At 73.3% G+C, this 26,269-nt stretch carries 24 protein-coding genes; 7 read left to right on the forward strand and 17 right to left on the reverse strand.

All coding sequences use genetic code 11. From position 1 onward, the window contains the following. Positions 1–170 precede the first annotated feature (170 nt). From ACJ9NR_RS03045 to ACJ9NR_RS03055, 3 genes are all read left to right on the forward strand, one after another. Entirely contained in the window at positions 171–845 is a 675-nt protein-coding gene (locus ACJ9NR_RS03045) for a CBS domain-containing protein (RefSeq protein WP_412489924.1), read from the forward strand. Positions 846–1,190: 345 nt separating this feature from the next. After that, positions 1,191–2,216 carry a 6-phosphofructokinase gene (locus ACJ9NR_RS03050; RefSeq protein ID WP_412489923.1) on the forward strand — a complete coding sequence of 342 codons (1,026 nt, stop codon included), beginning with the start codon at positions 1,191–1,193 and terminating at the stop codon, positions 2,214–2,216. Positions 2,217–2,283: 67 nt separating this feature from the next. Beyond that, positions 2,284–3,336 carry a class I fructose-bisphosphate aldolase gene (locus ACJ9NR_RS03055; RefSeq protein ID WP_412489922.1) on the forward strand — a complete coding sequence of 351 codons (1,053 nt, stop codon included), beginning with the start codon at positions 2,284–2,286 and terminating at the stop codon, positions 3,334–3,336. A 97-nt stretch (positions 3,337–3,433) separates the two neighbouring features. On the opposite strand, the gene ACJ9NR_RS03060 is transcribed toward ACJ9NR_RS03055, so the two are convergent. Together ACJ9NR_RS03060 and ACJ9NR_RS03065 are read right to left on the reverse strand one after the other, a co-directional pair. Then, positions 3,434–3,883: an avidin/streptavidin family protein gene (locus ACJ9NR_RS03060; protein ID WP_412489921.1), complete on the reverse strand. Its 450-nt coding sequence runs from the start codon at positions 3,881–3,883 to the stop codon at positions 3,434–3,436. Between the two features lie 168 nt (positions 3,884–4,051). Then, entirely contained in the window at positions 4,052–4,762 is a 711-nt protein-coding gene (locus ACJ9NR_RS03065) for a CBS domain-containing protein (protein WP_412489920.1), read from the reverse strand. Between the two features lie 585 nt (positions 4,763–5,347). On the opposite strand from ACJ9NR_RS03065, the gene ACJ9NR_RS03070 reads away from it, so the two are divergent. Next, positions 5,348–5,809: an OsmC family protein gene (locus ACJ9NR_RS03070; RefSeq protein ID WP_412489919.1), complete on the forward strand. Its 462-nt coding sequence runs from the start codon at positions 5,348–5,350 to the stop codon at positions 5,807–5,809. A gap of 93 nt (positions 5,810–5,902) precedes the next feature. Here the strand turns inward: ACJ9NR_RS03070 and ACJ9NR_RS03075 are convergent, their stop codons facing one another. The 5 genes from ACJ9NR_RS03075 to ACJ9NR_RS03095 all read right to left on the reverse strand — a co-directional run bounded on the left by ACJ9NR_RS03075 (position 5,903) and on the right by ACJ9NR_RS03095 (position 10,476). Next, a complete protein-coding gene (locus tag ACJ9NR_RS03075; RefSeq protein WP_412489918.1) occupies positions 5,903–6,661 on the reverse strand; it encodes a GAF and ANTAR domain-containing protein in 759 nt (252 codons plus the stop codon). Between the two features lie 5 nt (positions 6,662–6,666). Beyond that, positions 6,667–7,410: an ANTAR domain-containing protein gene (locus tag ACJ9NR_RS03080; RefSeq protein WP_412489917.1), complete on the reverse strand. Its 744-nt coding sequence runs from the start codon at positions 7,408–7,410 to the stop codon at positions 6,667–6,669. A 195-nt stretch (positions 7,411–7,605) separates the two neighbouring features. Further along, positions 7,606–7,887 (reverse strand): PspA-associated protein PspAA, encoded by a 282-nt coding sequence (gene pspAA / locus ACJ9NR_RS03085; protein ID WP_412490524.1) that lies wholly within the window; start codon positions 7,885–7,887, stop codon positions 7,606–7,608. Between the two features lie 322 nt (positions 7,888–8,209). Continuing rightward, entirely contained in the window at positions 8,210–10,249 is a 2,040-nt protein-coding gene (gene ftsH, locus ACJ9NR_RS03090; RefSeq protein WP_412489916.1) for an ATP-dependent zinc metalloprotease FtsH, read from the reverse strand. After that, on the reverse strand, positions 10,246–10,476 hold the full coding sequence (locus ACJ9NR_RS03095; RefSeq protein WP_412489915.1) for a YHS domain-containing protein: 231 nt from the start codon (positions 10,474–10,476) through the stop codon (positions 10,246–10,248). The genes ftsH and ACJ9NR_RS03095 overlap by 4 nt, the downstream gene beginning before the upstream one ends. 301 nt (positions 10,477–10,777) lie before the next feature. On the opposite strand from ACJ9NR_RS03095, the gene ACJ9NR_RS03100 reads away from it, so the two are divergent. Then, positions 10,778–12,403: an MFS transporter gene (locus ACJ9NR_RS03100; RefSeq protein ID WP_412489914.1), complete on the forward strand. Its 1,626-nt coding sequence runs from the start codon at positions 10,778–10,780 to the stop codon at positions 12,401–12,403. A 102-nt stretch (positions 12,404–12,505) separates the two neighbouring features. Here the strand turns inward: ACJ9NR_RS03100 and ACJ9NR_RS03105 are convergent, their stop codons facing one another. The 9 genes from ACJ9NR_RS03105 to ACJ9NR_RS03145 all read right to left on the reverse strand — a co-directional run bounded on the left by ACJ9NR_RS03105 (position 12,506) and on the right by ACJ9NR_RS03145 (position 20,483). Beyond that, on the reverse strand, positions 12,506–13,123 hold the full coding sequence (locus tag ACJ9NR_RS03105; protein ID WP_412489912.1) for a TetR/AcrR family transcriptional regulator: 618 nt from the start codon (positions 13,121–13,123) through the stop codon (positions 12,506–12,508). Between the two features lie 52 nt (positions 13,124–13,175). Next, positions 13,176–13,403, reverse strand: coding sequence for a hypothetical protein (locus tag ACJ9NR_RS03110; protein ID WP_412489911.1), 228 nt, complete (start codon positions 13,401–13,403; stop codon positions 13,176–13,178). Positions 13,404–13,529: 126 nt separating this feature from the next. Further along, on the reverse strand, positions 13,530–14,585 hold the full coding sequence (locus tag ACJ9NR_RS03115) for a lysylphosphatidylglycerol synthase transmembrane domain-containing protein (RefSeq protein WP_412489910.1): 1,056 nt from the start codon (positions 14,583–14,585) through the stop codon (positions 13,530–13,532). A gap of 322 nt (positions 14,586–14,907) precedes the next feature. Further along, positions 14,908–15,852 carry a universal stress protein gene (locus ACJ9NR_RS03120; RefSeq protein ID WP_412489909.1) on the reverse strand — a complete coding sequence of 315 codons (945 nt, stop codon included), beginning with the start codon at positions 15,850–15,852 and terminating at the stop codon, positions 14,908–14,910. A 132-nt stretch (positions 15,853–15,984) separates the two neighbouring features. After that, positions 15,985–16,227 (reverse strand): DUF397 domain-containing protein, encoded by a 243-nt coding sequence (locus tag ACJ9NR_RS03125; RefSeq protein WP_412489908.1) that lies wholly within the window; start codon positions 16,225–16,227, stop codon positions 15,985–15,987. A 93-nt stretch (positions 16,228–16,320) separates the two neighbouring features. Further along, on the reverse strand, positions 16,321–17,487 hold the full coding sequence (locus tag ACJ9NR_RS03130; protein WP_412489907.1) for a thiolase family protein: 1,167 nt from the start codon (positions 17,485–17,487) through the stop codon (positions 16,321–16,323). Continuing rightward, positions 17,484–18,533, reverse strand: a complete 1,050-nt coding sequence (locus ACJ9NR_RS03135; RefSeq protein WP_412489906.1) for a thiolase family protein — start codon at positions 18,531–18,533, stop codon at positions 17,484–17,486. The genes ACJ9NR_RS03130 and ACJ9NR_RS03135 overlap by 4 nt, the downstream gene beginning before the upstream one ends. After that, positions 18,530–19,471: a Zn-ribbon domain-containing OB-fold protein gene (locus ACJ9NR_RS03140; protein ID WP_412489905.1), complete on the reverse strand. Its 942-nt coding sequence runs from the start codon at positions 19,469–19,471 to the stop codon at positions 18,530–18,532. The genes ACJ9NR_RS03135 and ACJ9NR_RS03140 overlap by 4 nt, the downstream gene beginning before the upstream one ends. 211 nt (positions 19,472–19,682) lie before the next feature. Next, positions 19,683–20,483, reverse strand: a complete 801-nt coding sequence (locus tag ACJ9NR_RS03145; RefSeq protein ID WP_412489904.1) for a crotonase/enoyl-CoA hydratase family protein — start codon at positions 20,481–20,483, stop codon at positions 19,683–19,685. A 185-nt stretch (positions 20,484–20,668) separates the two neighbouring features. Between ACJ9NR_RS03145 and ACJ9NR_RS03150 the strand changes: the two genes are divergently transcribed. Next, a complete protein-coding gene (locus ACJ9NR_RS03150; protein WP_412489903.1) occupies positions 20,669–22,285 on the forward strand; it encodes an acyl-CoA synthetase in 1,617 nt (538 codons plus the stop codon). Between the two features lie 153 nt (positions 22,286–22,438). Continuing rightward, complete coding sequence (locus ACJ9NR_RS03155) at positions 22,439–24,631, forward strand: sulfatase (protein WP_412512676.1); 2,193 nt, start codon at positions 22,439–22,441, stop codon at positions 24,629–24,631. A 62-nt stretch (positions 24,632–24,693) separates the two neighbouring features. On the opposite strand, the gene ACJ9NR_RS03160 is transcribed toward ACJ9NR_RS03155, so the two are convergent. Next, the gene (locus ACJ9NR_RS03160) at positions 24,694–26,202 is read right to left on the reverse strand and encodes a purple acid phosphatase family protein (protein ID WP_412489901.1); all 1,509 of its coding nucleotides are present in this window, start codon (positions 26,200–26,202) and stop codon (positions 24,694–24,696) included. Between the last annotated feature and the right edge of the window lie 67 nt (positions 26,203–26,269).

Below are 26,269 nucleotides of genomic sequence, written 5' to 3' on the forward strand. Positions count from 1 at the left end.
AACCCTGATCCGAGGGGGCCGGACGGCCCGCCCGCAGGGCCGTCCGGCCCTCAAGAAGTGCTGGGGGGCTCTGCGCCGAGGGGCCGATCGCTGACACGCTTGAAAGGTGGGGGCCGCCGGCCGGTGCGTGCCGCGCTGCGGCCGTCCCACCCGGGGAAAGGAGGCGCGACATGCAGCACCGTACCGTCGCCGATCTGATGACCCGCGATGTCGTCCGGGCCCGGCGCGACACACCGTTCAAGGAGCTGGTCGAGCTGCTGACCGAGCACGACATCACCGCCCTGCCCGTGGTGGACGAACTGGACCACCCGCTGGGCGTGGTGTCCGAGGCGGACCTGCTGCGCAAGTGCTCCGCCCGGGCGGATCCGTCCGGCGCGACCCCGGTTCCCCGTCCTGAGGCCTGGGAGCGGGCCAGGGCCGAGGGCTGCCGCGCCGAGGAGCTGATGTCGGCTCCCGCGGTGTGCGCGCGTGCGGAGTGGACCGTGGCCGAGGCGGCCCGCCTCATGGCGCTGCGGAACATCAAGCGGCTGCCCGTCGTGGACGAGGCGGACCGGCTGAGGGGCATCGTCAGCCGCGGTGACCTGCTGCGGATCTTCCTGCGCCGGGACGACGCCATCCGCGACGAGATCGTCCGTGACGTGCTGCAGCGGACCCTGCACCTCGCCCCCTCGGACGTGAGCGTCGAGGTGCGCGAGGGGCAGGTCACGCTCAGGGGGAGCGTCCAGGTCCCCAGCCTGGTCCCGATCATCGAACGGCTGTGCCGGGACGTCGACGGCGTGATCTCGGTCCACGCACACCTGGGACACCGGACAGGCACCTCCCGGACGCCGTCCGCCACGGCCTGAGCACCGCGCGCCGGCCGGCGCCCACGGGCCCTCGCCCGGCCCCGCGCCCCGCGCACGGGCCGGCCGGGGGCCGCCACGGATCCCCGCCGCACGGTGGTGGCGCAGCCGCCCGTCCTCCGCCGACGCCTTCCCCCGAAGGGGTGAGGGCGAGGCCCCCCGTCCGCGGTGTTCGTCACACCCGCCCCACGGGCGCAGCCATGGTCGGACGTCCGCGGCACCGCGGTCATGGGGCCGAAGGTCCCCGATCACGGGCCCAAGGCGGGTCGCCGCCGCGAGCACCGGCGCCCATGATGAGGGGGGAGAGGCACCTCGGCTCTCCACGTTCCCCTCGGTCGGGAGGCAGCCATGAAGATCGGAGTGCTGACCGGTGGCGGAGACTGCCCCGGCCTCAACGCCGTGATCCGCAGCGTCGTCCGCAAAGGCACCCAGGAGTACGGCTTCGAGTTCGTCGGTCTCCGGGACGGCTGGCTCGGCGCGCTCCGGGACCGGGTGGTGCCGCTGGACATCGCCGCGGTGCGGGGCATCCTGCCGCGCGGCGGAACGATCCTCGGCTCCTCCCGCACCAACCCCCTCAAGCACGAGGACGGAGTGCGGCGCGTCAAGGACACGCTCGCCGCGCACGGCATCGACGCGCTCGTCGCGATCGGCGGCGAGGACACCCTCGGGGCGGCCGCCGAACTGAGCCGTCAGGGCGTCCGGCTGGTCGGCGTGCCGAAGACCATCGACAACGACGTGGCCGGCACCGACTACACCTTCGGCTTCGACACCGCGGTCGGCATCGCCACGGAGGCCATCGACCGTCTCCACACCACCGCCGAGTCGCACATGCGCACCCTCGTGGTGGAGGTCATGGGCCGGCACTCCGGGTGGATCGCCCTGCACGCCGGCATCGCGGGCGGTGCCAACGTGATCCTCATCCCGGAGCGGCCGTTCGACATCGACCAGGTCTGTGCCTGGGTGAAGAGCCGCTTCCGGATCAACTACGCGCCGATCGTCGTCGCCGCCGAGGGAGCGGTCCCCAAGGAGGGACAGATGGTCCTCAAGGACCGCACGGTGGACGAGTACGGCCATGTGCACCTGTCCGGCATCGGCGAGTGGCTGGCCCAGGAGATCGCGCGGCGCACCGGCACGGACGCCCGCACCACGGTGCTCGGCCACATCCAGCGCGGCGGCACGCCGAGCCCCTTCGACCGGTGGCTGGCCACCCGCTTCGGACTGCACGCCGTCGACGCGGTCAGGGACGGCGACTTCGGCACGATGGTGGCCCTGCGCGGTACCGAGATCGTCCGCGTCCCGCTGGACGAGACCACGGGCAGGACGAAGGTCGTGGACCCGTCGCTGTACGACGAGTTCGAGGTGTTCTACGGCTGATCCGCTTCATCTTCATCGTCGGCCGGTGTGCGGCACGGCCCGCCACCGCGCCTTCTCGGGAGGAACGATGACCGACATCCACGCGCTGCTGGGCGACGACGCCAAGGACCTGCTGACCCACACCGCCCGGGGGATCCCCAGTCAGGACCTGGTGCTGCCGGGTCCCGACTTCGTCGACCGGGTCGTGTCGGCGACCGACCGCTCACCCCGGGTGCTGCGCAACCTGCAGTCCCTCTTCGACCACGGCCGCCTGGCCGGCACGGGCTACGTGTCGATCCTGCCGGTCGACCAGGGCATCGAGCACTCCGCAGCATCCGCGTTCGCGCCCAACCCGCGCTACCTCGACCCGAAGAACATCGTCGAACTCGCCCTGGAGGGCGGCTGCAACGCGGTCGCCAGCACGCTGGGGGTGCTCGGTGCCGTCTCACGGCGCTACGCGCACCGCATCCCCTTCATCGTGAAGCTCAACCACAACGAGCTGCTGACCTACCCGAACCACTACGACCAGGTCATGTTCGGCGACGTCCAGCAGTGCTTCGACCTCGGCGCGGCGGGCGTCGGCGCCACCGTCTACTTCGGCTCCGAACAGTCGGACCGCCAGCTGCGGGAGGTCAGCGAGGCCTTCGCCCGGGCCCACGAACTGGGCATGTTCACCGTGCTGTGGTGCTACCTGCGCAACCCCGCGTTCACGAAGGACGGCCAGGACTACGCCGTGTCGGCCGACCTCACCGGCCAGGCCAACCACCTCGGCGTGACCATCGAGGCCGACATCGTCAAGCAGAAGCAGCCGGAGAACAACGGCGGCTACCGGGCGCTGGAGTTCGGCAAGACCCACCCGCTGCTGTACAGCGAGCTGACCACCGACCACCCGATCGACCTCACGCGCTGGCAGGTGGCCAGCTGCTACATGGGCCGGGTCGGACTGATCAACAGCGGTGGCGCCTCCGCCGGTCAGGACGACCTCGCCCAGGCCGTGAGGACGGCCGTCATCAACAAGCGCGCCGGCGGCACCGGCCTCATCACCGGCCGCAAGGCGTTCCAGCGGCCGACCCGGGAAGGCGTCGAACTGCTGCACGCCGTGCAGGACGTCTACCTGGACGGCGACGTCACGATCGCCTGAGGCGGGCACGGCGAGAACCCGCACGCGGGCCCGGTCCCCGAAGGAACCGGGCCCGCGTTCCCGCGTCCGCCGGCGGCCCGCCGCGGCCGCCCGCACCTCACACCGGCGTCACCTCGTCGAGGCCGACGGGCCGGGGGTGAGAGGTGGCCCCGGTGTGCCGCAGACGCCGCTCGACCTCTTCCCGGGTGGGCGGTTCGCGGGTGAAGACGTCCTGTCCGACGGCCGTGGCCTCCCAGGTGTTGGCCTCGGTCGCCGACGCCGTGAGCAGCCAGGTGACGCAGAGCCGCTCCTCGCCGTCCGCGTAGTACTGGCCGTTCCAGCTGGTCACCGAGCAGGCGTCGGTCGTCCCGTTGCGCCAGGCCACCGTCCAGCCGAGCGGGGTCCCGTGGCCCGCGCAGGCAGCCGTCTCATAGCGTCCGACCAGCGGGTAGGCACCCACCGCGTGGCCCGCGCCGGAGACATAGGTGCCCCGGATGGAGCCGGTGGGATCGGCCGTGATCCGCATGTGCGAACCGAACTCGTTGTACCAGTCTCCGGTGATGCTCATCGCTCGCTCCTTCTTCGTTCACCGTCGTGCCTCACGCGGCCGCTCACCGCCGGTCACCGGGCGCGCGGACCGCGCCCGGATGCCGTACACCCCTCCCCTCCACTACAGGCGCGCCGCGACTCGCGCACCAGGGCCGAACAGACCGCCGCACGGCCCGGGAACGAGCGGCTACATGTGGCCGGACAGGCTGGAGAGCCCGCCGGCCCGGGGTGGCCGGGCGGGGGCCGGGCGGTGGGTGAGACGGTCGGTGACCGCCACGACTCCGTCCACGTGAGCGGCGATCAGCGCCGCGAGCTCGGCGTCGGCGCGCCGCTCCAGGTGTCCCCTCAGGGTCACCACTCCCGCGTCGACGACGACGTCGACGGCGTGGCGGGGAAGGCCGAGGCCCCTGGTCACCTGTTCGATCACGTCGCGCCGTACCTCCTGGTCGGTCCGCAGGAAGACCCGCAGCAGGTCGCCCCGGGTGACGATCCCGACCAGGCGTCCCTCGTCGTCCACCACGGGCAGTCGCTCCACCCGGTGCTCCCACATGGTCCGGGCGGCCTCGGTGACGTACTCCTCCGGAGTGGCGGTGAGCACGGGCCGGGTCATGAGGTGCTCCGCGGTCCTGGCGCGGGCCTTGGCCGCGGCCGCACGGGCGGTGCGGGTCGGCTTCGGCAGACGGAGGCGCCTGCGCCCGCGGCCCTCCTGCCGCTGTACCTGATGCTGCAGCAGGTCCGTCTCGGAGATCACCCCGAGGACCTTCCGCCCGTCGTCGACGACGGGCAGCCCGCTGATGCCGTGTTCCGACAGCAGCCGGGCGACCTGCTTGAACGGCGTCTCACGACCGGCCCGTACGACATCGTGGGTCATGACGTCCTTGATCCTGCGGTACCTCATCGCCGTCCCCTTCCTCCTTCCGTCCGCGCGGCGTGCGCAACTCCCCTTCCACTGCCCAGCCTTGCCCCGAGCCCCGCGCGCCGCACGGGCCCAATGGGACACAGCCCGTTCCGACCGGCCCATGGCCGCCGGCGCCGGCACGCGAGTCGGCATGTCGCCGTGTCGTCGTATCGGTATGTCGGCACAACCGGCGGAACGGGCCGGGGCCCGGGTGATCCGGCGAGCCGTGCCGACCGCGTCCGCGGACCGTGATTGCGTCCGGTCGGCCCTCGACAGGAGCCGAGTGGCCCAACTCGCCGCCGTCCTCCCCGCCGGACGATGAGAGCGCGGCACCTGAGGCGGGGAGATGCGCTGTGGGCTGCTACGGCTGCGAAGGCGCGGGCATCGCGGCGCCCGCGGACGGCGTGCTGCGCGCCCGGCGCGCCGCCGAAGCGTTCGACCACGTACGGCATCCGGGACGAGGACCATGGTCGCGCCCGCACGCCCCCCGAGGGCACCGGGCCGCTCTGTCCCGGCTCGCCACGAGCGCACCGCCCCGGACCTGACATCCGTTCCCACGCACCACGTGCCCCGAGGAGGCGTCACGTGCAGACAGTGTCACCAGCCCGCGACACCCGCAGCCTTCGGCCGCGTCGCGGCATCGCCGAGCCACCCGGACAGATCGAGGTCACGCACGTCGCGGACCGGGCGTTCGCGCTCTTCGTACGCGACCACGAACTCACCGTCGACCAGCCCCTGGAGGCCGGCGGCGACAACGACGGCCCCACCCCGGTGGAGCTGTTCGTCGCCTCCCTCGCCTCCTGTGTCGCCTCGGACGCGGTCCGCTTCCTGCAGTTGCTGGACCAGCCCTACGAACACCTGCGGGTCAAGACGGACTTCGCCCTGGCCGACGACCCGGCGCCGCACATCACCGCCATCCGCGTCCGCATCCTGCTGCCGGCGCCTGTCACCCCGGCCCTGGCAGAGGGCCTGCACGCGGTCGTCGGCCGCTGCGCCGTCCACAACACCCTGCACGCCCCGCCCGAGGTCACGGTCGAACTCGGCTGACGGACGGCCGCCGACGGACAGCGGTGGTCCTTCCCGGTGTCCTGCGCCGAGGTCCCTCGCCCGACACCGCCGACGGATCCGCTGCGCAGCACACTAGCTCGGGCCGCCGTCCCGGGCCGGTGCCGCCGGTGGCGGGATGGCCGCCGTGCTGCGGCTGCCGTCGATGATCTGCCGGGCCAGCTCGGCCACGCCCACGCCGTCCTGTCGCGCCTGGGCGCGGAGCGCGTCGAAGGCCTGGTCGACCGTGGTCCCCCAGCGCTCGGCGAGCACACCCTTGACCTGTTCGATGAGCACACGGCTGGTGAGCACCGTCTGGACCCGGCTGTGCTCGACGTGCGGCTGTTCCGGCGAGCGCTGCTGGAGGATGGCGACCGTGGCCACGTCGGCCATCGCCTGAGCGAGAGCGATGTCCCCCTGCCCGAGCACGTGCGGGCCGGGCTGGAAGAGGTTGAGGGCGCCCACGATCCGCTGCCGCAGCCGCAGCGGCAGGGCGTGGGTGACGGTGTAGCCGGCGTCCCGTGCCCGCGCGGCGAAGTCCGGCCAGCCGGCCGTCGTCTCCGCGTCGGTCAGATCGATGTTGATCCTCGGCTCGCGACTGCGGAGACACTCCGCGCAGGGGCCCTGGTCGTGCTGCAGGGCGAAGAGCTCCAGCAGCCGGGTCCGTTCGGCGGAGGCGGCGACGACCTGCAGGCCGTCCTGACCGTCGGCCAGCATGATGCCGGCCGCCCGGACGTCCAGCAGCTCCACGCAGAGGGAGGACAGCCGCTGCAGGAAGTCGATGATGTCGAAGTCATCGACGAGGGAGTCCGCCAGCTCCACGAAGATCTCGGCGAGACGCTGCTCGCGGGCCATGCCGATCATCCCTTTCCGCCGTCGGCCGTGTACGGCCCGTTGGTATCACTGCTGAAACTGAGTCTCCTGGCCACCACGTCCTGCGCCACCTCGCCCAGCGGCCGTCCACTGGCGTAGGCGTGGGCGCGCAGGCGCGCGAGCGCCTCGGCGAGCGAGACGTCGAGCTGCACGCTGACCATGCCGGTGGCCTGGTGGACCACGGGCCGGTGCATACCGTCCGACGCCCACATCGTCCGTCCCTGGGGGACCTCGCCCTCGCCGGGCCAGGTCTCCGGCGGATTCCGGCCCAGCAGGGCGGCGGTCAGCCCGGTGGCCAGCGCGACGGCGTCCTGGTACTGCTGCTCGGTCAGCTTGCGGTCCTGTGAGCACAGCACCGTCAGCACCCCCAGCCGGATGCCGCCCACCCCCAGGAAGAAGCAGCACACCCCGTGCACGCCCGTCTTGCGGGCCGCGGGAACCAGATCGGGCCACCGTCCCGGGCGGACCCCCTCCAGATCCGGCTCCAGCACATGTGCCCGGGTACGGATCGCCTCGGGACCGGGTCCCTCTCCGAGGGTGTACTGCAGTTCCTCGAACCGCGCGCTCACGCCCGGCGTCCACCACAGCGGCTCCGCGAGCCCGCCCTTGCCCACCAGCAGCGACACGGCGACGCCGTCGGCGGCCAGCACCTCGGCGCTCCGGCGCATCACCTCGTCGCCGGGCCGGCGGCCGAGAGACCGCAGCACCTCGGCCATGCCGTCGCTGATCACCGATCCCCACTCTCTCGCAGCCGGACCCGGGGCAGCTCACCCGCCGGCCCAGAGCGAAGACTACGACGGAGAGCGGCCGCGGGCGCGGCATCCGTGGCCGATCCGCGGCCTCCGCAGCCTCCTCGGGAACGAACTGCCGGAAGCGGCCCCGGACTCACCGGCCGCCCGGCCGGTCCGGGCGGGTACGCACCGCCGTCACGCGGGGATGAGACCCTCATCGGCCAGCAGGCCCCGCATCTCGCGCAGATGACGCCGGCTGGTGCCCTCGTCGGGAAGGATGAGGTCCAACGGCGCGGGCACGTCGTCCGGCAGCGGCGTGCCCAGATCGCGTACCGCCTGCAGCAGCGCCTGGAACCCGGCCGCACACTCCTCGTCGTCCCCGCACCCGGCCGCCGACTGCAGCGCGGCGCCCAGCTCACCCAGCCTGCCCAGGTGGGCGTCGGCGATCTCGTACTGACCCTCACCGAGAATCCGCATGATCACGACAGTGCCTCCTCGTCCGGCTGCCGGCCGGTTTCACATGACACGGTGGGGTGCCCCGGTCTCCACGCTTCCGCGGCCTCGCCGGCGCCGCATGGGTCCCACGGGCCTTGGCCAGGGCCCGAACGTCCCTCGCCCCCGGCCGGCCCGGCGCCCTGGCCCCGAGCGCGAGGCTCCGTGCGAGCTGTCCCGGCGACGGCGGATGCGGCCAGGGGCGAGGACACGGATGGGGCCGAGGACGGGGACGGGCATGGGACTCGCGTCGGCCCGCGGGTGCGGTACGCGTACCGGGGCGGGCGCGCACGCATGCGGACACGTCTCAGGGTTCCCGCTCCCGGGGTGTCCCGGTCCCGCCCCGGGCGGGCAGGGGAGCGGGCGTCGCGGGCTCGTGACCGGTGCTCCGGTGGGCGGCGGGCTTCTTGGTGACCGAGACGCGGCGCGGTGCGATGGTCTCCCCGGTGGGGCGTACGCTCGGGGGTTCCGCGCCCAGCAGGCCGTACACCACCGTGGCGTCCACGGTCTCGTGGCTGAGCAGGAGACCGGCCAGTGCCTCCAGTTGTGCGCGGTGCCGTGTGAGCAGTTCGGTGGCGCGCTGTTCGGCCTCGCGCAGCAGGCGGGCGACCTCGGCGTCGATGGCGGCCTGGGTGGCCTCCGCGAAGGGGCGGCTGCTCATCGGGGCCCCGCCGCCCAGGAACACCGAGCCGCCCTGCGGATAGCCCACCGGTCCCAGCGCGGGCGACAGCCCGAACTCCCGGATCATCTTGGTCGCGAGTTCGGTGGCGCCCGCGAGGTCGTTGGCCGCGCCCGTGGAGCCCTGCCCGAGAACGACCAGTTCGGCGGCGCGTCCGCCGAGCCGTACGGCCAGCGTCTGGGTGAGGTAGTCCTCACCGTACAAGTGGCGCTCGACGAGCGGGAGCTGCTCGGTGACGCCGAGGGCCTGACCGGCGGGCAGAATGGTGACCTTGGCCACCGGGTCGGCACTCGGGGACAGCGCGGCGACCAGCGCGTGCCCGGCCTCGTGCACGGCGACGGCCTCCTTCTCCGCGGGCAGCAGCACGTTCGAACCCTCGCGGCGGCCGAGCAGGATCCGGTCGCGGGCCGTGTCGAAGTCGTCCGCGGACACTTCCTCGCGGTCCTCGCGCACGGCGACGATGGCGGCCTCGTTGGCCAGGTTGGCCAGGTCCGCGCCGGAGAAGCCGGGCGTGCCGCGCGCCACCGTCTCCAGGTCGACGTCCTTGCCCAGGCGCTTGTCCTGGCAGTGCACGGACAGGATGGCGGCGCGTTCGGCCAGGGTGGGCAGCGGGATGGTGACCTGCCGGTCGAAGCGCCCGGGGCGCAGCAGGGCCGGGTCCAGGAGCTCGGGCCGGTTGGTGGCGGCCAGCACGACGATGCCCTCGGCGGCCTCGAACCCGTCCATCTCGGCGAGGAGCTGGTTGAGCGTCTGCTCCCGCTCGTCGTTGGAGACGACCCCGCCCGCCGCTCCCCGGCGGCCGCCGAGCGCGTCGATCTCGTCGACGAACACGATGACCGGCGCCCGCTTGCGCGCCTCGGCGAACAGGTCCCGCACCCGGGCGGCGCCCACGCCGACGAACATCTCCACGAAGCTCGAGCCGACCACGGACAGGAACGGCACCTCGGCCTCCCCGGCCACGGCACGCGCGAGCAGCGTCTTGCCGGTGCCGGGCGGGCCGACCATCAGCACACCGCGCGGTGCCATCGCCCCGGCGCGGCGGTAGCGCTCGGGCCGCCGCAGGAAGTCGACCACCTCGGCGATCTCGGACTTGGCGCCCGCGTACCCGGCGACGTCGGCGAACGTGGTCTCGGGCCGTTCCGCGTCGAACACCTTGACCCGGGACTTGCCGACCCCGCCCAGGGCCCCGGTCATCTGCGCGGCGCCGCCCTTCGACAGCCGCCGCCAGAACCAGAAGATCAGCACGATCGGCCCCAGCAGCAGGACCCAGGCCAGGATCTGGGAGCCGAAGGAGGGCGAGGTGGACGGCTGGGACGCCGTCACCTCCACGTGCTTCTTCTCCAGCCGGCCGAGCAGCTGGTCGCCGGCGAGCTGGACGGGGACGACGGTGGTGAAGCGGCGCCCGTCGGTGAGCGTGCCGTTCGTGTCACCGTCGGTGCTGATGGTGACCGACTTGACCTTCCCGGCGTCGACGTCGGTGAGGAACGTCGAGTACGTCAGGTTCTCCTTCTGCGGCGCCGAGGGCTGCATCCCGGGCAGCAGCGTCCACAGGCCGACGGCGAGCACGATCGCGATCGGCCACAGCCAGTGCCGCCAGGCGGGCGGGGGCGGCGGTGCGGTGGGGGCGGGCCGGTCCCCGGGAGGCGGCGGCTGGGCCTGCTTGGTCATGGCGTTCTCCCTGCGTCCCCGGTACCGGGCCACCGGGTGGAGACGGCGTAGCGAGCCGGGTCGGCGTCGAACGCGCAGCCACAGCGGGCCGAGCAGAAGTGGTAGGTCGTTCCGTCCGCCTCGCGGCGCACGGTGGTGCCGTACTTGCTCAGCAGCAGGCCGCACACCGGATCCGTGACCGTCTCCGGATTGCCGTGCCGGTGATGGTTGTGACGGCGGATGCTCACGTCGGCCTCCACGGTCGGGACACGCGTCGGTGACACCGGGGCCACGCGCTGCGAGGACGGGCGGCGTGGGTCACACCTCCACTGTCACGGCCCCGGGCCCCCTGCCACAGGGGCCCACCGTCCCCGTCCACGGGGGCTACCCGGCCCATGCGGCACCGTGCGGCGGCCCCCGCGGCACCGTGCGGCACGGGCGGCGTGGCCGGCAACCGGCCGGCGGGCTTCCCGCGGCAACGGCCGGGCGGCCCTTCCGGAGGACGTTCGGCACCTGCCCGGGCAGACGTCCGGGGCGCTGCATGGAGTCATGACGAAGGCAGATGAGATGCCGCCGGCGGCCGCCGAGCCGCGCGCCGGCGGTGCGGGCGGCCGCTGGGCCGCCCTGGTGGTGCTGTGTGTGTCGCTGCTGATCGTGACGCTGGACAACACGATCCTGAACGTCGCGCTTCCCACCCTGGTGAGGGAACTCGGCGCGACGACGACCCAGTTGCAGTGGATCGTGGACGCCTACGCGCTGGCGTTCGCCGGGCTGATGCTGGTCGCGGGCAGCAGCGCGGACCGGTTCGGCCGCCGGAGGGTGTTCACCGGCGGTCTCGTGGTGTTCGGCGCCGCCTCGGCGTGGGCGGCCTACTCCGGCTCCGTCGGGATGCTCGTCGCCGCGCGGGCGGGCATGGGCGTGGGCGCGGCGATGATGATGCCGGCCACCCTGTCGATCATCACCGACGTGTTCCGCGATCCCGGCGAGCGGCGGCGGGCCATCGGCGTGTGGGCGGCCACCAGCGGCCTGGGGATAGCCATCGGTCCCGTGGCGGGCGGACTGCTGCTGGAGCACTTCTGGTGGGGGTCGGTCTTCTGGGTCAACATCCCCTTCGCGGTAGCCGGTGTGCTGTCCGCGCGTGTGCTGGTGCCGGAGTCCCGCAACCCCGCCGCACTGCGCCCCGACCCCATGGGATCGGTACTGTCGATCGCGGGCCTCGGGCTCCTGCTGTGGGCGATCATCGAGGCACCCGTCCACGGCTGGACGTCGGCGGTCGTGCTGACGGCGGGCGGCGCCGGGCTGGCGGTGCTGGTGTGCTTCGCGCTGTGGGAGCGGGCCAGTTCCCATCCCATGCTCAATCTCGGCTTCTTCCGCGAGCGCCGGTTCTCGGTCGCCACGTCCTCGGTCGCGCTGGCGATGTTCGGGCTGTTCGGCGCGCTGTTCGTGCTGACCCAGTATCTGCAGTTCAGCCTCGGCTACACCGCCCTGGCCACCGGGGTCCGCGTACTGCCGGTGGCCGGGCTGCTCGCGGTCATCGCCCCGTTGTCGCCGGTGCTGGTACGCGTGGCGGGCACCAAGGCCGTGGTGACGGCGGGGCTCGTGGCCGTCGCGGGCGGGCTGTGGCAGCTGTCCGGCGCCGATGTGCGCTCCACCTACGGCGATGTGGTCGGCGGCATGCTGCTGCTCGGGCTGGGCGCCGGGCTGGTCGTCCCGGCCGCCCTGGACTCGCTGATGGGCACGCTGCCCCCGGGGGACACCGGGGTGGGCTCGGCGACCAACGGCGTCTCCGTGCAGATGGGCGGTGCGCTCGGGGTCGCGATCGTCGGGAGCCTGCTGAGCACCCGGTACCAGGACCGCATGCGACCGCCGCTGGCCCCGTACCGGCTGCCGCGCGAGGTGTCGGACAGCGTGCTCGGGTCCCTCGGCGGCGCGCTCGGCCTGGCCGAACGGGTGGGCGGTACCTCCGGACGGCTCCTCGCGCAGTTGGCGCGATCGGCGTTCGTCAGCGGCATGGGCCTCGGCCTGACCGTCGGGGCGGCGGTCACCGCGGGCGGAGCCGTACTGGCGCTCGCCGCGCTGCCCTCACGCCCGTCGCCCGACCGGTCCGAGCGGGACGCGCCGCACGACCGGTCCGAGCAGGACGCGCCACACGACCGGTCCGAGCGGGACGGCTGAGGGCTGACAGCTGACGGCTGGGCGGCCGGGCGGCCGGGCGGCCGGGCGGCCGGGCGGCTGGGCGGCTGGGCGGCTGGGCGGCTGAGGACGATGACTGACGGCTCAGGACGATGGCTCGGCCCGCGAGGATTCCCGGGCGCCGATGCCCGCCAGGACCAGATCGACCACGCCGTCCAGGAAGTCGTCGTCCAGCGGCTCCCGGGTCAGCAGGAGCCGCATGTGGAGCGGCCCCATGAGCGTCTCGAACGCCAGCCGGTGATCGACGCCCGCGCGCACCTCTCCCCGTTGTTCGGCGCGGCCGAGCACGGCCGACCCGGCCGCGAATCGGTGGTGCCAGAACCGTTCGCGGGTCTCCTCGTACTCGGCCAGGTCCTCGCGCACCGCCATCCGCAGCAGCAACGCGCCGAGCGGTGTGCGGGCGAACGACGCGGCATGGTGCAGCAACGCGCTCAGATCCGACCGCAGGGAGCCCGTGTCCGGGATCGGCACCTCCGTCCGCGTCCGGTCGAGCACCGCGTCCAGAGCAAGATTGGCCCTGTTCCCCCAGCGCCGGTAGACCGACGTCTCGTGCACCCCCGCGCGCCGGGCGACCTCGCCGATGGACAACGCCTCCATGCCGCCGTCCAGCAGCACGTCCACCGTCGCCGACAACACCGCGGCGCGGACCCTGGCGCTGCGGCCGCCGGGTCGGCGTACGCGTGGCTGATCGGTGACCGGCACCGTGCCAACGTAACGCACGGGCGCGGCCGCTTCACCCCCGTGAGGGAAGCGATCAGCCCGCTCGCCGGGAAGGTGCCTGCGCCGGTCCGCGCCGCTTCGTGTGCAGGGACCGCACCACGGGGGTGCGCGGCGCCCCGGCGAGGTGGGGGCTCTCGTGCGGGTGGGCCGCGGTGCGCCCGGAGGCGAGCGCCGCGATCAGCGCCGCCACGACGGCCGTGGCCGCCAGGCCGGCCACCACGATGAAGGTGAACGACATCCAGAAGCCCTCGGGGAGCAGCATGCCTCTCGCCTCCCACAAACGCAGTCATCCTTGCGTTAACAGTCTCCCGCTCGCGGCGCCGTCCCGCAAGCGGCCTGGTGGCGCGGGGAGCTGGCGGCCCTGTCCGGACGGCCGAGCCGGGGCCGGTCAGCCGGGGCGCCGGGGCGGACGGGCATGGAGGGTGACGGCGAGCCAGCACGCCCAGCCGATCGGCTGCAGTGCCCAGAAGCTGACGGCCCGGTACAGGAGCGTGGCGGCGATCGCGGATGCCGACGGCAGGCCGTACAGCACGAGGAGCGCGGACAGGCTCGTCTCCACCACGCCGAGGCTGCCGGGGGTCAGCCGCAGGCTGCCCGGGATCTGGGTGAGGACGTAGGCGAGCAGCAGCCCGTGCCAGGGCACACCGATGCCCAGGGCCCAGAGGGCGGCGGCCAGTCCCGCCACGTCGAGACCCCAGTTCAGCAGAGCCAGCGTGAACGGTCGCAGCCACGGCCGCAGGCCGGGCTGGAGCGCGCGAGCCTGGTCGATGAGACGGACCAGGGCCTGCTGTCCCGTCCGGATGCGCGGTGAGCGCGCTCCGGCGCGCTGCCACGTCCTCTCCGCCGCCGCCCGGAAGCCCGCGAAGCGGGACGCGCCGAACACCGCCAGGGCGATCCCCGCGACCGGCAGCAGGCCCACGAGGGGAAGCAGTACGGTGCGCAGCCCCGCCGGCCCTGCGGCGGCCACGCCGACCAGGAACACGACGGCCAGGCTCAGGACCGACAGCACGCCGGCCATGACCAGCACCGCGGCCGCGAGCACCTGCTCCGTGCCCCGGCGGCGCAGCTGGCGGTAGACCCAGGCGGCCGAGAAGGCCGCCCCGCCGGGCAGCGCGCCGGCCACCGAGTTGGCGGCCACCACGACCGCCGTCGTGCGGCGCAGGCTCCAGCGCATTCCGCCCGCCGCCAGCAACCACCGGTACACGCCCGCGAAGCACAGGAACGACAGCGCCTCGCATCCCACGGCGACCGCCACCGGCAGCGGGTGCACCCCGGCGATGAGGTGGTACGCCTGGGCCAGCTCACGCCGCCGCAGGACGGCGACCAGGACGACGGCCGCCGCGAGGAGCACGGCCGCCAGCCACCACAGCGCTCCCGGCCGCGCGGGACGCCCCGTCTCCCACCCGGCGTGGGCTTCCGCCGCGGACGCCTGCCGCCCGGGCATCAGCCGTCACCCTCGGCCGTGCCCGGCCGATCCGCGGGGCGGTTGCGTTCCACGGTCGCCTCCTCGGTCGGGTCGGCGAGGGCTTCGGTCCCTCCATGCAAACGCCCGGGACGCCGGTGCCGCCAGAAGCCGAAAGGGCACGGCTGCCCGAGAGGGACGGGGTCGGTCGGGCCCCACCGGGGACCGCTCGGCCCTGGACCGCGCCGAAGGCCCCACGCCCGAAGGCGCCGCTACGGGGAACGCGATGCGCGGGGTCGCGCGAGCCAGGCACCACCGCACCCGCACGAGCAGCCGCGCCCGCACCCGCGCCCGCCGGCGGGCGCTAGACGCTCGCCTGCGATGCCGCCGGTGGCACCACCGCCACCGGGGCCGGCGCGTGCAGCAGGACGGCCTGGGTGACCGAGCCGATCATGCGGGCCGGGGACAGCGGTCGGCGGCGATGGCGGCCCACGACGACCAGGCCGGCGTCCTTGGATGCGGCGACCAGGAGGCCCGCCGCGTCGCCCGGCATCGCGTGGGCGTCGGCCCGGACGTCGGGATGCCGTGAGCGGTACGGCGCGAGAAGCCCTTCGGCCAGGGCCCAGACCTCGTTCTCCACGGCACTCTGGTCGATCATCGGCGGGACGAGTTCACCGGGGGACGCCCAGGTCTGCGGCGGCCAGCCGTAGGCGGCGATCGCCTGGAGGCGGGCACCGCGCAGTTCGGCCTCCAGGAAGGCGAAGGCCAGCGCCGTCTCGTCGGGGCTGTCGACGTTCAGGCCGACGACCACGCGCGGGCCGGGTCCGGCGGCCGTGCCGGCGTGCGCCCGCACCGCCTCGGAGGCATCGGCGGTCCGCTCACCGTGCCCCGGCCGGGGCACCACGAGCACCGGGCACTCGGCGTCACGAGCGGCGGCCATGCTGTTGGAGCCGAGCAGCAGGCCGGCGAAGCCCCCGCGCCCGCGGGAGCCGAGCACCAGCAGCTGGGCGGCGGAGCCCAGTCCGGACAGCACCGCGCCCGGTGCGCCCTCCAGCGCCCGGTACTCCACGACCGGCAGGTCGGCCCGGCCCGCGAACCGGCCGCGCACCCCCGCGAGCACCGGATCGTCCTCGGGGTCCGGTGGGCCCTCGGGCAGCACGCCGGGCCGCACCCAGGGCGCGTACTGCCGCACATGGACCACCCGCAGCGGCGCCCCGCGCCTGCGCGCGGCGTCGACGGCCCGGTCCAGCGCGGCCAGGCTGCCGTCCGACCCGTCGACCGCCGCGATGACCGGCAGGCTGCTGCTCATGGGGTTCCTCATCTCCGGAAAGACGGCCTTGCCTTCCGGGACCAGCCTGGCTCAGGCGTCCGGCCCGGGAGGGTCACCACGTCGCGTGTCCGGAAAAACGGCGGAACACCCCGATCGGCCCGCGGCATCGGCTCACGTCAGGTCGAACTCCCCCTCCCGCGCCCCTGACACGAACGCGCCCCATTCCGCGGGTGTGAAGATCAGGGAAGGGCTTTCCGGGCGGCCGCTGTTGCGCATCGCGATGAAACCCTCGACAAAGGCGATCTGGACATCCCCCAGGCCGCGGCTGCTCGAGCGCCAGTCGGCGTTGCTGAGGTCCAGCTCCGGCTTCTCCCAGCCGGCAAGCGGGTGCTGCTGGATGGTGCTCTCGGCCACGTCGGTGCTCCTCCCGATTCGTCGTCCGCGGCCAGCCTAGCGATCGGTTTCTGATGCCGACAGGCCACGTGAGGGGGACCTTTCCCGGGGCCGTCAGGAGTCCGGGCGTTCGCTGCCCACGAGCCACATGGAGAAGAACTGCGATCCGCCGCCGTAGGCGTGCCCGAGGGCCCGCCGCGCGCCCTCCACCTGGTGTTCTCCGGCGAGTCCGCGCACCTGCAGGGCCGCCTCCGCGAAGCGGATCATGCCGGAGGCGCCGATGGGGTTGGTGGACAGGACGCCGCCCGACATGTTGACGGGCAGGTCCCCGTCCAGCTCGGTCACCCCCGACTCGGTGAGCTTCCAGCCCTCGCCCTCCTCGGCGAAGCCGAGGTTCTCCAGCCACATGGGCTCGTACCAGGAGAACGGCACGTACATCTCGACGGCGTCGATGTCCCGGCGCGGGTCCGCGATCCCGGCCTGCCGGTACACGTCGGCCGCGCAGTCCTTGCCGGCCTGCGGCGAGACGAAGTCCTTGCCGGCGAAGAGGGTCGGTTCGCTGCGCATGGCGCCGCCGTGCATCCAGGCCGGCGGCCGCGGGGCGCGCGCGGCCCCGGCCCGGTCCGTCAGCACCATCGCGCAGGCGCCGTCGGAGGACGGGCAGGTCTCCGAGTAGCGGATCGGATCCCACAGCATGGGCGAGGCCTGGACCTTCTCCAGGGTGATGTCGTGCTCGTGGAGGTGGGCGTAGGGGTTCTTCAGGGCGTTGCGCCGGTCCTTGTAGGCGACGAGTGAGCCGACGGTGTCGGGCGCGCCGGTGCGGCGCATGTAGGCACGCACGTGCGGGGCGAAGAAGCCGCCCGCGCCGGCGAGCAGCGGCTGCTGGAAGGGGATCGGCAGGGACAGGCCCCACATGGCGTTGGACTCGGACTGCTTCTCGAAGGCCAGCGTCAGCACGGTGCCGTGGACGCCGGCCGCCACCAGGTTCGCGGCCACGAGCGCGGTGGAGCCGCCCACCGAGCCCGCCGTGTGCACCCGCAGCATGGGCTTGCCCACCGCGCCGAGCGCGTCGGCGAGGTACAGCTCGGGCATCATCACGCCCTCGAAGAAGTCGGGCGCCTTGCCGATGACGACGGCGTCGATGTCCGCCCAGGCCAGTTCCGCGTCCTCCAGGGCCCGTCCGGCCGCCTCCCGGACGAGCCCGGCGATCGACACGTCCCGCCGCGCCGCCACGTGCTTGGTCTGGCCGACGCCTACGACGGCCACGGGTTCCTTGCTCATCGCGGATCCCCTTCGAGTACGGCGACCAGGTTCTGCTGCAGACAGGGGCCGGAGGTGGCGTGGGCGAGCGCCCGGTCCGACCCGCCCCGGTGAATGGCGGCGGCGGCCTCACCGAGCCGGACGAGCCCCGCGGCCATGATCGGGTTGGCGGCGAGGGCACCGCCGGACGGGTTCACCCGTACGCCGTCGCCGAGCCGCAGCGCCCTGCGCAGGACGACCTCCTGGGAGGTGAAGGGCGCGTGCAGCTCGGCGGTGTCGACGGGGCGTTCGAAGGCGCCCGCCTTCTCGGCGGCCAGGCGAGTGGAGGGCGAGTCGGTCAGGTCCCGGACTCCCAGGCCGTGGGCCTCGATGCGGTGGTCGATGCCACGGATCCAGGCGGGCCGCTCGCACAGCCGGCGGGCCCGCTCCCCGGCCGCGAGGATCACGGCGGCGGCCCCGTCGCCGATGGGCGGGCAGTCCCCGGTGCGCAGCGGCCGTACCAGGTAGTCCCCCTGGGGCACCGAACCCCTCAGCTGGGCGTGGGAGTTGGCCTCGGCGTCCGCGCGGCTTCGGGCGGCGACGGCCGCGAGCGCGGGCTCGTCGGTCTCGCCCGCGTCGATGAGGGCCTGCGCCTGCAGGGCGGCCAGGGCGACCGGGTCGGGCCACAGGGGCGCCAGGTAGTACGGGTCGAGCTGCCGGGTCAGGACGTCGCGCACGGACCCCGGTGAGGACTTGCCGTACGCGTAGACGAGCGCGGTGTCCGCGTCCCCGGTCAGCAGTTTCGTCCACGCCTCGTACAGGGCCCAGGCGCCGTCCATCTCCACGTGCGACTCGGAGATCGGCGGCCAGGCGCCCACGCCGTCGAGGGCGAGGGTGAAGGAGAAGGGACGGCCGGCCAGGTAGTCGCTGGAACCGGAGCAGGTGAAGCCGATGTCGGCGGTCTTCAGGCCGGTCTGCCCGAGGACGTCGTGCAGCACCGGCATGAGCATCTCGACCTCGGAGAGCTCGTCGCTGGTGCGGCGGTGGTCGCTCTGGGCGAAGGCGACCAGTGCTATGTCACGCGTCACAGCAGCTCCTTGTAGGCGTCGTAGTCCGCGTCGGGCTCCCCGGTGGGCCGGTAGTGGTCGGGGTAGCGGGCGCCCTCGGTCCACACCGCCTCGACGCGCAGGCCCATGCGCACCTGGTCGTAGGGGATGCCGCCGATACGGCCGTGCAGCGCGAGGTCGGCGCCGTCGAGGGCGATGTGGGCGTAGACGTACGGCACCTCGATGTCCAGGTTCTTCGCCTTGATGTTGACGATGCAGTAGGTGGTGACCGTGCCGCGCGGTCCCACCTCGACCTGCTCCGAGGTGGCGACGCCGCAGGTGGGGCAGGCGCCGCGCGGCGGGACGTACACCTTGCGGCAGGAGGGGCAGCGTTCGCCGACCGTGCGCCGCTCGGCGAGGGCGTGGATGTAGGCGGACTGCGCGCGGCCGGGCGAGTAGGTGTAGTCGAGGCGGGCGGGGGCGACGATGCCGGTGATCGCATCCGCGAACTCGCCGCTGTGGCCCGTGGGTTGTACCGGTCCGCCGTCGTACGGCTCGAAGCAGGCGATGTCCGTGATGGCGCCCTCGCGCGTGCCGGCCCAGCGCACGCGGACGCGCATGCCGGTGTGCACGGCGTCGGGGCCGGGGGCGTCGAGGGCGTGCAGCAGGGCGGTGTCGGCGCCGTCGAGGCGGACCAGGACCCAGGCGAAGGGGGTGTCCAGGGGCTGGCCCCGGCGCGGCCGGTGGTTCCAGGCCCAGGTGGTGACCGTGCCGGTGGGGGCGACCTCGACCAGGTCGCGGATCTCCTCGGCGGTGACGGGGTCGTACTCGACGGGTGGCACGAGGGTACGGCCGTCACCGGTGCGCACCCCGAGGACGACGCGCTCGCGCAGCCCGGTCAGGAAGGCGCTCTGGACCGGGCCGAGGGAGCGGGTGAAGGGGAACTCGACGGTGAGGGCTGCTTTGAGGACTTCGGGCATCGGGGCCGCCTCCTTGAGAGGTGGGCAGTGAGGGGACGCGCCCTGCAGGGGCGCGGGGGAACCGCGCGACCGGCCGCATCGGGCCCTCGAGGCCCGGACCGGGCGAGGCCGGCGCGGTGCTGGTGCCGCGGCAGGCAACGTTTGCCCGTCAAGGAGCGGCGTCCGGTGCGTGCCGGGCGTCGCGACGGGGCGAACGTTGCCTGTTGCGGCACTAGGCACGCTTGTAGACGGGCGGTCGTTTCTCCGCGAAGGCCCGGGCACCCTCCTTCGCGTCGGCGGTGTCGAAGATCGGCCAGCCGCGCTCGAGTTCGGCGGCGAGTCCGTCGGCCTCGGTCATCTCCGCGCTCTCGTAGACCGACGCCTTGACGGCCTCCACGGCGAGCGGGCCGCAGGCGTTGATCAGTCCGGCGATCTCCAGGGCCTTGGCGAGGGCGGTGCCGTCGGGCACGACATGGCCGATCAGGCCGACGTCCGCGGCCTCACGGGCGCTGTAGGGCCGGCCGGTGAGCAGCATCTCCAGGGCGTGGGTGCGCGGGATCTGGCGCTGCAGCCGGACGGTGGAGCCGCCGATCGGGAACAGTCCGCGCCTGACCTCGAAGAGGCCGAAGGTCGCCGACTCGCCCGCGACCCTGATGTCGGTGCCCTGCAGGATCTCGGTGCCGCCCGCCACGCAGTGCCCCTCGACGGCGGCGATCACCGGCTTGCGGGGGCGGTGGTGGCGCAGCATCGCCTTCCAGTGCAGGTCGGGGTCGGCCTTGAGGCGGTCCCGGTGGTGCTCTCCCGCCATGCCCCGTCCCGCGAGGGCCTTGAGGTCCATGCCGGCGCAGAACGCGCCGCCGGCGCCGGTCAGCACCACCGAGCGGACGGCGTCGTCCTCGTCGGCCTCGAGCCAGCCGTCGTAGAGCCCGACGAGCATCGGCAGCGAGAGCGCGTTCTTGGCCTCCGGCCTGTTGAGCGTGAGCACCAGTGTGGCGCCTTCGCGCTGCACGGTGAGGTGTTCGGTACCACCCATCGCCGTCTCCCCTCTCCAGGAACGAGAACAGGTTGCAGTACCCCGGAAGGCACTTCAAGAGTTTTCTGACAGGTAGTCAGATTTCTTGGCCCGAACTCTTCACAGTTGCCGCCCCCTTTGCTCTGATGACCGCGAACCGACAGCTGCCAGGCTCGCCCCGAGCGAGGGAACGGTCAGGAGGAGCGGTGGAGTACAACCTTGCGGACCTGTTCGAGTCGGTCGTCGACGTGGTGCCCGACCGCGAGGCCCTGGTGTACGTCGACCACCCGGGCACGGGCGCCGAACGCCGTCTGACCTACGCGGAGCTGGACGCGGCGGCCAACCGCATCGGCCATCACCTGATCGGCGCCGGGGTCCGCCCCGGCGAACACCTCGGGCTGCACCTCTACAACGGCGTCGAGTACCTGCAGACACTGATCGCCTGCCTCAAGGCGCGGATCGTCCCGGTCAACGTCAACTACCGCTACGTGGAAGACGAGTTGGTGTACCTCTACCGCGATGCCGACCTCGTGGCGCTGGTCTTCGACGCGGAGTTCGACGACCGGGTGGCGGCGGCGCTGCCGAGGTGCCCCGCGGTGCGCCACCTCGTACGGGCCGGGGACGGCGGGCGGTCCCCCGCCGTGTCCTTCGCGGCGGCGGAGGCGGACGGCGTACCGGAGCGCGGATTCCCGGCGCGTTCGGGCGACGACCAGTTCATCATCTACACCGGCGGCACCACCGGGATGCCCAAGGGCGTGATGTGGCGCCAGGAGGACCTGTTCTTCGCGGGCCTCGGCGGCGGCGCGCCGACCGGTGAGCCGGTGCGCAGGCCGGAGGAGCTGGCCGAACGGGTCGCGGCCGGCGGCAGCGGGATCACCTTCTTCCCCACTCCCCCGCTGATGCACGGCACCTCCACCCTGACCTCCCTGATCGGCTTCAACTTCGGTCAGCGCGTGGTGATCCACCGCAAGTTCGTGCCGGAGGAGGTGCTGCGTACGATCGAGAAGGAGCAGGTCACCAGCGTCTCGCTGGTCGGCGACGCGATGCTGCGGCCGCTGATCGACGCCCTCGGCGGGCCCATGAAGGGCACCGACTGCTCCTCGTTGTTCAGTGTGTCCTCCTCCGGCGCGGTCATGTCCGAGACGGTCCGCCGGCAGTTCCAGGACCTGCTGCCGAACGCCATGCTGCTGAACAACTACGGCTCGTCGGAGTCCGGGTTCAACGGCACGGCGACGGCCGACTCCGGAGCCGGGCAGAGCTTCCGCATCCGGGTCAACTCCCGTACCCGGGTGGTCGACCCGGTCACCCACGAGCCGGTGGCGCCGGGTGAGGTGGGCCGTGTCGCCCAGTCCGGCAGCGTGCCCCTGGGCTACTACAACGACCCGCGCAAGACCGCCGAGACGTTCTTCGAGAAGGACGGCCGGCGCTGGGTGCTGCTCGGCGACATGGCGACCGTGGACGGGGAGGGCGTGGTCACCGTCCTCGGCCGGGGCTCGCAGTGCATCAACACCGGCGGCGAGAAGGTGTACCCGGAGGAGGTCGAGCAGGCGCTGAAGTCCCATCCGGACGTGTACGACGCGCTGGTGGCCGGGGTGCCGGACGCGAGGTGGGGCCAGCATGTGGCGGCGGTCGTACAGCTGCGGGCGGGGGCGCCGCACCCCTCGCTGGAGGACGTCCAGTCGTACTGCCGCACCCACCTCGCCGGGTACAAGATCCCGCGGCAGCTGGTGATCACCGAGGACATACGGCGCTCGCCCAGCGGAAAGGCGGACTACCGCTGGGCCCGGGAGGTGGCGGTGGCGGCGGACGCCTCCTCCGTGTAGGCACCGGGTGACGGCCACCGGCGTAGTCTTTGCGCGCGGTTGACCCGGGGCCTTGAACAGGGAGTGAAGCCGGACCGTACGGAGGTTGGCGGCCCGGTCCCGCGAGCCCGGTCCGCCGTCCCATCACCGGGCTTCGCACGGAAGGACCTACGGGTGTCGCACCTCACGCCCCCTCGTCAACTGCCGGACATCGAAGCGGGCCCCGACCCTGACACGCCCGGACGGCCTGATGCCGCCGCGGCACCGGGCGATACGGCCGAGGGGGGACGGCCGGAGCCGGCCGCACCGGTGAGCGCCGGCGGGACGGCCGCCACCGCACAGGCGAAGGCGCAGGCAGACACCGAGGCGGAACGGACGGACGAGAGCGCCGGGTCCGTGGACGTGCCCTCCGCAAAGGCGTCGACGGGTCCGGCGGTCCCGGACGCGAGGCAGCCGGCAGCCGGCCCGACGGACACACCAGAACCGGACCCGGACCCGCAGCAGGCGGCTGAACCGGCGACCGGACCGACGGCCGCCCCTGCGGAGGCTGCCCGCGAGCGGGCGGCGGGCCCGGAGGAAGAGCCGGCACCCGGCCCCGAGACCGCCCGGTCCGCCGACGGCACGGGGGAGCCTGCTCCCGATCCCGGCACCGAAGCGGCGGCGACGGCCGCCACCGTGCCCGCGGGAGCGGCCGGGCCCACCCCGGCGGGCCGCCCCGGCTGGTTCGGCTGGCGTCGCCGCTTCCCCCGTACCGCGCGTACCGTCCGCGTGGTCACGAGTGTCCTGGCCGCCGTGCTGGTGTTCGTCGCGGTGCTGGTGCCCAACCGCCTCGACCGGATCGACGTCCAGGCCTTCCTCCGGCTGCCCGTGGAGGCGATCGTCCTCGCGGGGCTCCTGCTCGTGCTGCCACCGAAGCCGCGCAGGATCACGGCCGGGGCGCTGGGGGTGTTCCTCGGGCTGTCCACCGTCCTCAAATGCCTCGACATGGGCTTCAGGCAGACCCTCGCCCGGCCGTTCGACCTGGTCTTCGACTGGGTCCTGCTGAGCGACGCGGCCGACTGGATGAAGGACTCCTTCGGACGCTCCGGTGAACTGCTCGCGGTGATCGGGGTGATCGTCCTGACGGTCGCCGTGCTCGCGGTGAGCGCGCTCGCGCTGCTGCGCGTGGCGAACGTGCTGGGCCGCCACCGCCCCGCGGCCGTACGCACCACGCTGGCCCTCGGCGTCGCGTGGATCATCTGCTTCACCCTGGGTGCCCAGTTCGGCGGCGTCACCTTCGCCACCGAGGGCTACGCCCAGTACCTGGCCAACCGAGTGCAGTACGTCCGCGAGGGCCTCGGCGACGCCGATGTCTTCAAGAAGCAGCTGGCGGTCGACGCCTACGCCAAGACCCCGCCCGGTCAGCTGCTGACCGGTCTGCGCGGCAAGGACGTGATGCTCACCTTCGTCGAGAGCTACGGCCGGGTGGCCATCGACGACCCGGCGATGGCACCGGAGGTCGACGCGACGCTCAGGGCGGGCGACGCCCGGCTGAGGTCGGCCGGCTTCTCGGCCCGCAGCGGCTGGCTCAGGTCGCCGGTGACCGGCGCCGGCAGCTGGCTCGCCCACTCGACGTTCCTGTCCGGTCTGTGGGTCAAGAACCAGCAGCGGTACCGGGCCCTGACCACCAGCGACCGCGCCACCCTCACCAGCTACTTCCGCAAGACCGGCGCCTGGCGCACGGTCGGCATCATGCCCGGGGTGCGCAAGGACTGGCCCGAGGGCAAGTACTTCGGCCTCGACCACATCTACGACTCCACACACCTCGGCTACCAGGGGCCGTACTTCAGCTGGACGCCGGTGCCCGACCAGTTCAGCCTGGAGGCCTTCCAGCGGCTGGAGCACGGCAAGAAGAACCGCGAACCGATCATGGCGGAGATCATCCTCGCCTCCAGCCACGACCCCTGGTCCCCCATCGCCCGCATGATCGACTGGAAGGACCTCGGGAACGGCAAGGTCTTCTACAAGATCAAGAAGGAGGGCACCAACCCCACGCAGGTCTGGAAGAGCTCCAAGCGCGTGCGGACCGAGTACCGCAAGGCCATCCAGTACTCGCTGGACAGCCTGACCCAGTGGGTCCAGCGCTACGGCGACAAGAACACCGTCCTGGTCTTCCTCGGCGACCACCAGCCCGTCCCGACGGTCACCGGGGGCAGCGCCAGCCGGGACGTGCCCGTCACGATCGTCGCCCATGACCCGAAGGTGCTGGCCCGCGTCTCGAACTGGGGCTGGACGGAGGGCCTCAAGCCCGCGGACAACGCACCGGAGTGGACCATGAACAAGTTCCGCGACCGCTTCATGGCGGCGTACGGGCCGCACGGGGGGTGAGGCGGCGGCCGCACCCGGGGTGCGGCGGCGGGCCGCGGCGGCCGGTCAGGGGCGCCGGCCCGTCACCCCTCGGGTCCGGCCGCGGCCAGGGACGGCAGCACCGGCCGGGTGATCCCGGACAGGTCGCGGAAGACCACGCTGTTGCGGTCGGTGACCGAACGTCCCAGCGCGTGATGGGGCCACAGCCCGCCGGCCATCCGGCGGCTGCGCTCGCCCCACTCAAGGGCCTCCGCGCCCGGCGCCTTGTAGAAGTTCAGGGCGTAGCCGCCGGAGTGGATCCGCAGCAGGCCGAAGCCGCCGGGGTACTCCTTGGCGGCGCCGACCTCCTGCAGGGCCACGTGCGGGGCGAGCGGCAGCAGGGTGCGCTTGTTGCGGTGGGTGTGGCCCGCGTGGTGCAGGAACACGCCCGGTGTGGCGGCGTAGGCCTCGACGATGGCGCGGGCCTGGCGGCGCCCCATGCGCTGACCGGCGCTGACCGGGAACAGCGAGTCGCGCACGGTCAGCGGATGGTGGCCGAAGACGACGGTGGGCTGTTCCCTGTTCTCACGCAACCGGCTGCGGAACCAGGAGAGCTGCTCGGCGCCCAGTCCGCCCGAGTCGGCGCCGTTGCCCCGCTTCTCGTAGGTGTCGAGGCCGATGATCCGCAGCCCGCCGAGGTCGTGCGCGAAGTAGCCCGGCGCACCCTCCGCGCCGAAGCCCCGGAGGAAGCTGTCGCCGTCGAGTTCCTGGCCGTCGCCGGAGCCGGGGCGGTCGTGGTTTCCCCGGACGACGAGGTAGTCCCGCCCCAGGTCGCCGAAGCCGTCCAGGATCCGCCGGGCCTCGGCCAGGTCCTGGGCCCCGCCGCCGGCCGAGATGTCTCCGGCGGCCAGCAGCAGGTCCGCACCGCGCCGGCGGGCCTCCTCCACCAGGGCCCGGCCCATGATCTCCGGATAGGGCTCCAGCCCCGGCTGCTGCGACACGCCGCGCAGCAGGGGGATGCCGGTCACGAGCCCGGCGATGGTCTCGCCGAGGTGCAGGTCGTTGCAGAGCGCGAGGGTCATCAGGTGGCGGCCGGGCGGCGGCTGCGGCGTGGTGAAGGCGTACGGGCCGCCGTGCGAGCCCAGGCCGTGCCGTGAGGTGCCCGCCGCGTTGCCGCTGATCAGGTGCAGCGTGGTGGGCCGTGCGGCCACGCCGCGGGAGCGGGCCTGGTAGTAGTACGTCTGTCCCGGCTCCAGGCCGGTGATCTCCACGTAGTGGTGTGCCGTGAGCCGGTTCTCGCCGGCGACGCGGTTCAGGTGGCCGGGGTGGGTGCCGTAGACGACCTCGCCCTCCGTGACGGCGGGGAGCATGTGCCCGAAACCGTCGTCGGTGCCGGGCACCCCGGTGTACCAGGTGATGACGGCGCGGTCCTCGGTCAGGGTGACCAGTTCCAGGTGGACGGCCGCGACCGTGTGCGGGCGGGGCAGCCGGGAGCGGGCCGCGGACGCGGCCCTGAGCAGGGCCGGGGCGAGCAGGGCTCCGGAGCGCAGTACCTCACAGGGGCCGGGAACTCCGGCGAGGGCGGCGAGAGGAGCGGAGAAGCAGCATCTCATGGCTGGTATGTGCCCTCCTGCCGTATACACGATCCATGGTACTGGTGGCCCTACCAGGTATGAAATG

Source organism: Streptomyces sediminimaris (genome assembly GCF_047049295.1).
Classification (GTDB): Bacteria; Actinomycetota; Actinomycetes; order Streptomycetales; family Streptomycetaceae; genus Streptomyces; species Streptomyces sediminimaris.

Coding starts and splice junctions, on each gene's coding strand:
- ACJ9NR_RS03130 (WP_412489907.1), bottom strand. CDS start 17,487: ATGAGCAAGGAACCCGTGGCCGTCGTAGGCGTCGGCCAGACCAAGCAC.
- ACJ9NR_RS03140 (WP_412489905.1), bottom strand. CDS start 19,471: ATGCCCGAAGTCCTCAAAGCAGCCCTCACCGTCGAGTTCCCCTTCACC.
- ACJ9NR_RS03110 (WP_412489911.1), bottom strand. CDS start 13,403: ATGCTGCTCCCCGAGGGCTTCTGGATGTCGTTCACCTTCATCGTGGTG.
- ftsH (WP_412489916.1), bottom strand. CDS start 10,249: ATGACCAAGCAGGCCCAGCCGCCGCCTCCCGGGGACCGGCCCGCCCCC.
- ACJ9NR_RS03075 (WP_412489918.1), bottom strand. CDS start 6,661: ATGGCCCGCGAGCAGCGTCTCGCCGAGATCTTCGTGGAGCTGGCGGAC.
- ACJ9NR_RS03065 (WP_412489920.1), bottom strand. CDS start 4,762: ATGAGGTACCGCAGGATCAAGGACGTCATGACCCACGATGTCGTACGG.
- pspAA (WP_412490524.1), bottom strand. CDS start 7,887: ATGCGGATTCTCGGTGAGGGTCAGTACGAGATCGCCGACGCCCACCTG.
- ACJ9NR_RS03100 (WP_412489914.1), top strand. CDS start 10,778: ATGACGAAGGCAGATGAGATGCCGCCGGCGGCCGCCGAGCCGCGCGCC.
- ACJ9NR_RS03045 (WP_412489924.1), top strand. CDS start 171: ATGCAGCACCGTACCGTCGCCGATCTGATGACCCGCGATGTCGTCCGG.
- ACJ9NR_RS03120 (WP_412489909.1), bottom strand. CDS start 15,852: ATGAGCAGCAGCCTGCCGGTCATCGCGGCGGTCGACGGGTCGGACGGC.
- ACJ9NR_RS03145 (WP_412489904.1), bottom strand. CDS start 20,483: ATGGGTGGTACCGAACACCTCACCGTGCAGCGCGAAGGCGCCACACTG.
- ACJ9NR_RS03060 (WP_412489921.1), bottom strand. CDS start 3,883: ATGAGCATCACCGGAGACTGGTACAACGAGTTCGGTTCGCACATGCGG.
- ACJ9NR_RS03160 (WP_412489901.1), bottom strand. CDS start 26,202: ATGAGATGCTGCTTCTCCGCTCCTCTCGCCGCCCTCGCCGGAGTTCCC.
- ACJ9NR_RS03115 (WP_412489910.1), bottom strand. CDS start 14,585: ATGCCCGGGCGGCAGGCGTCCGCGGCGGAAGCCCACGCCGGGTGGGAG.
- ACJ9NR_RS03050 (WP_412489923.1), top strand. CDS start 1,191: ATGAAGATCGGAGTGCTGACCGGTGGCGGAGACTGCCCCGGCCTCAAC.
- ACJ9NR_RS03055 (WP_412489922.1), top strand. CDS start 2,284: ATGACCGACATCCACGCGCTGCTGGGCGACGACGCCAAGGACCTGCTG.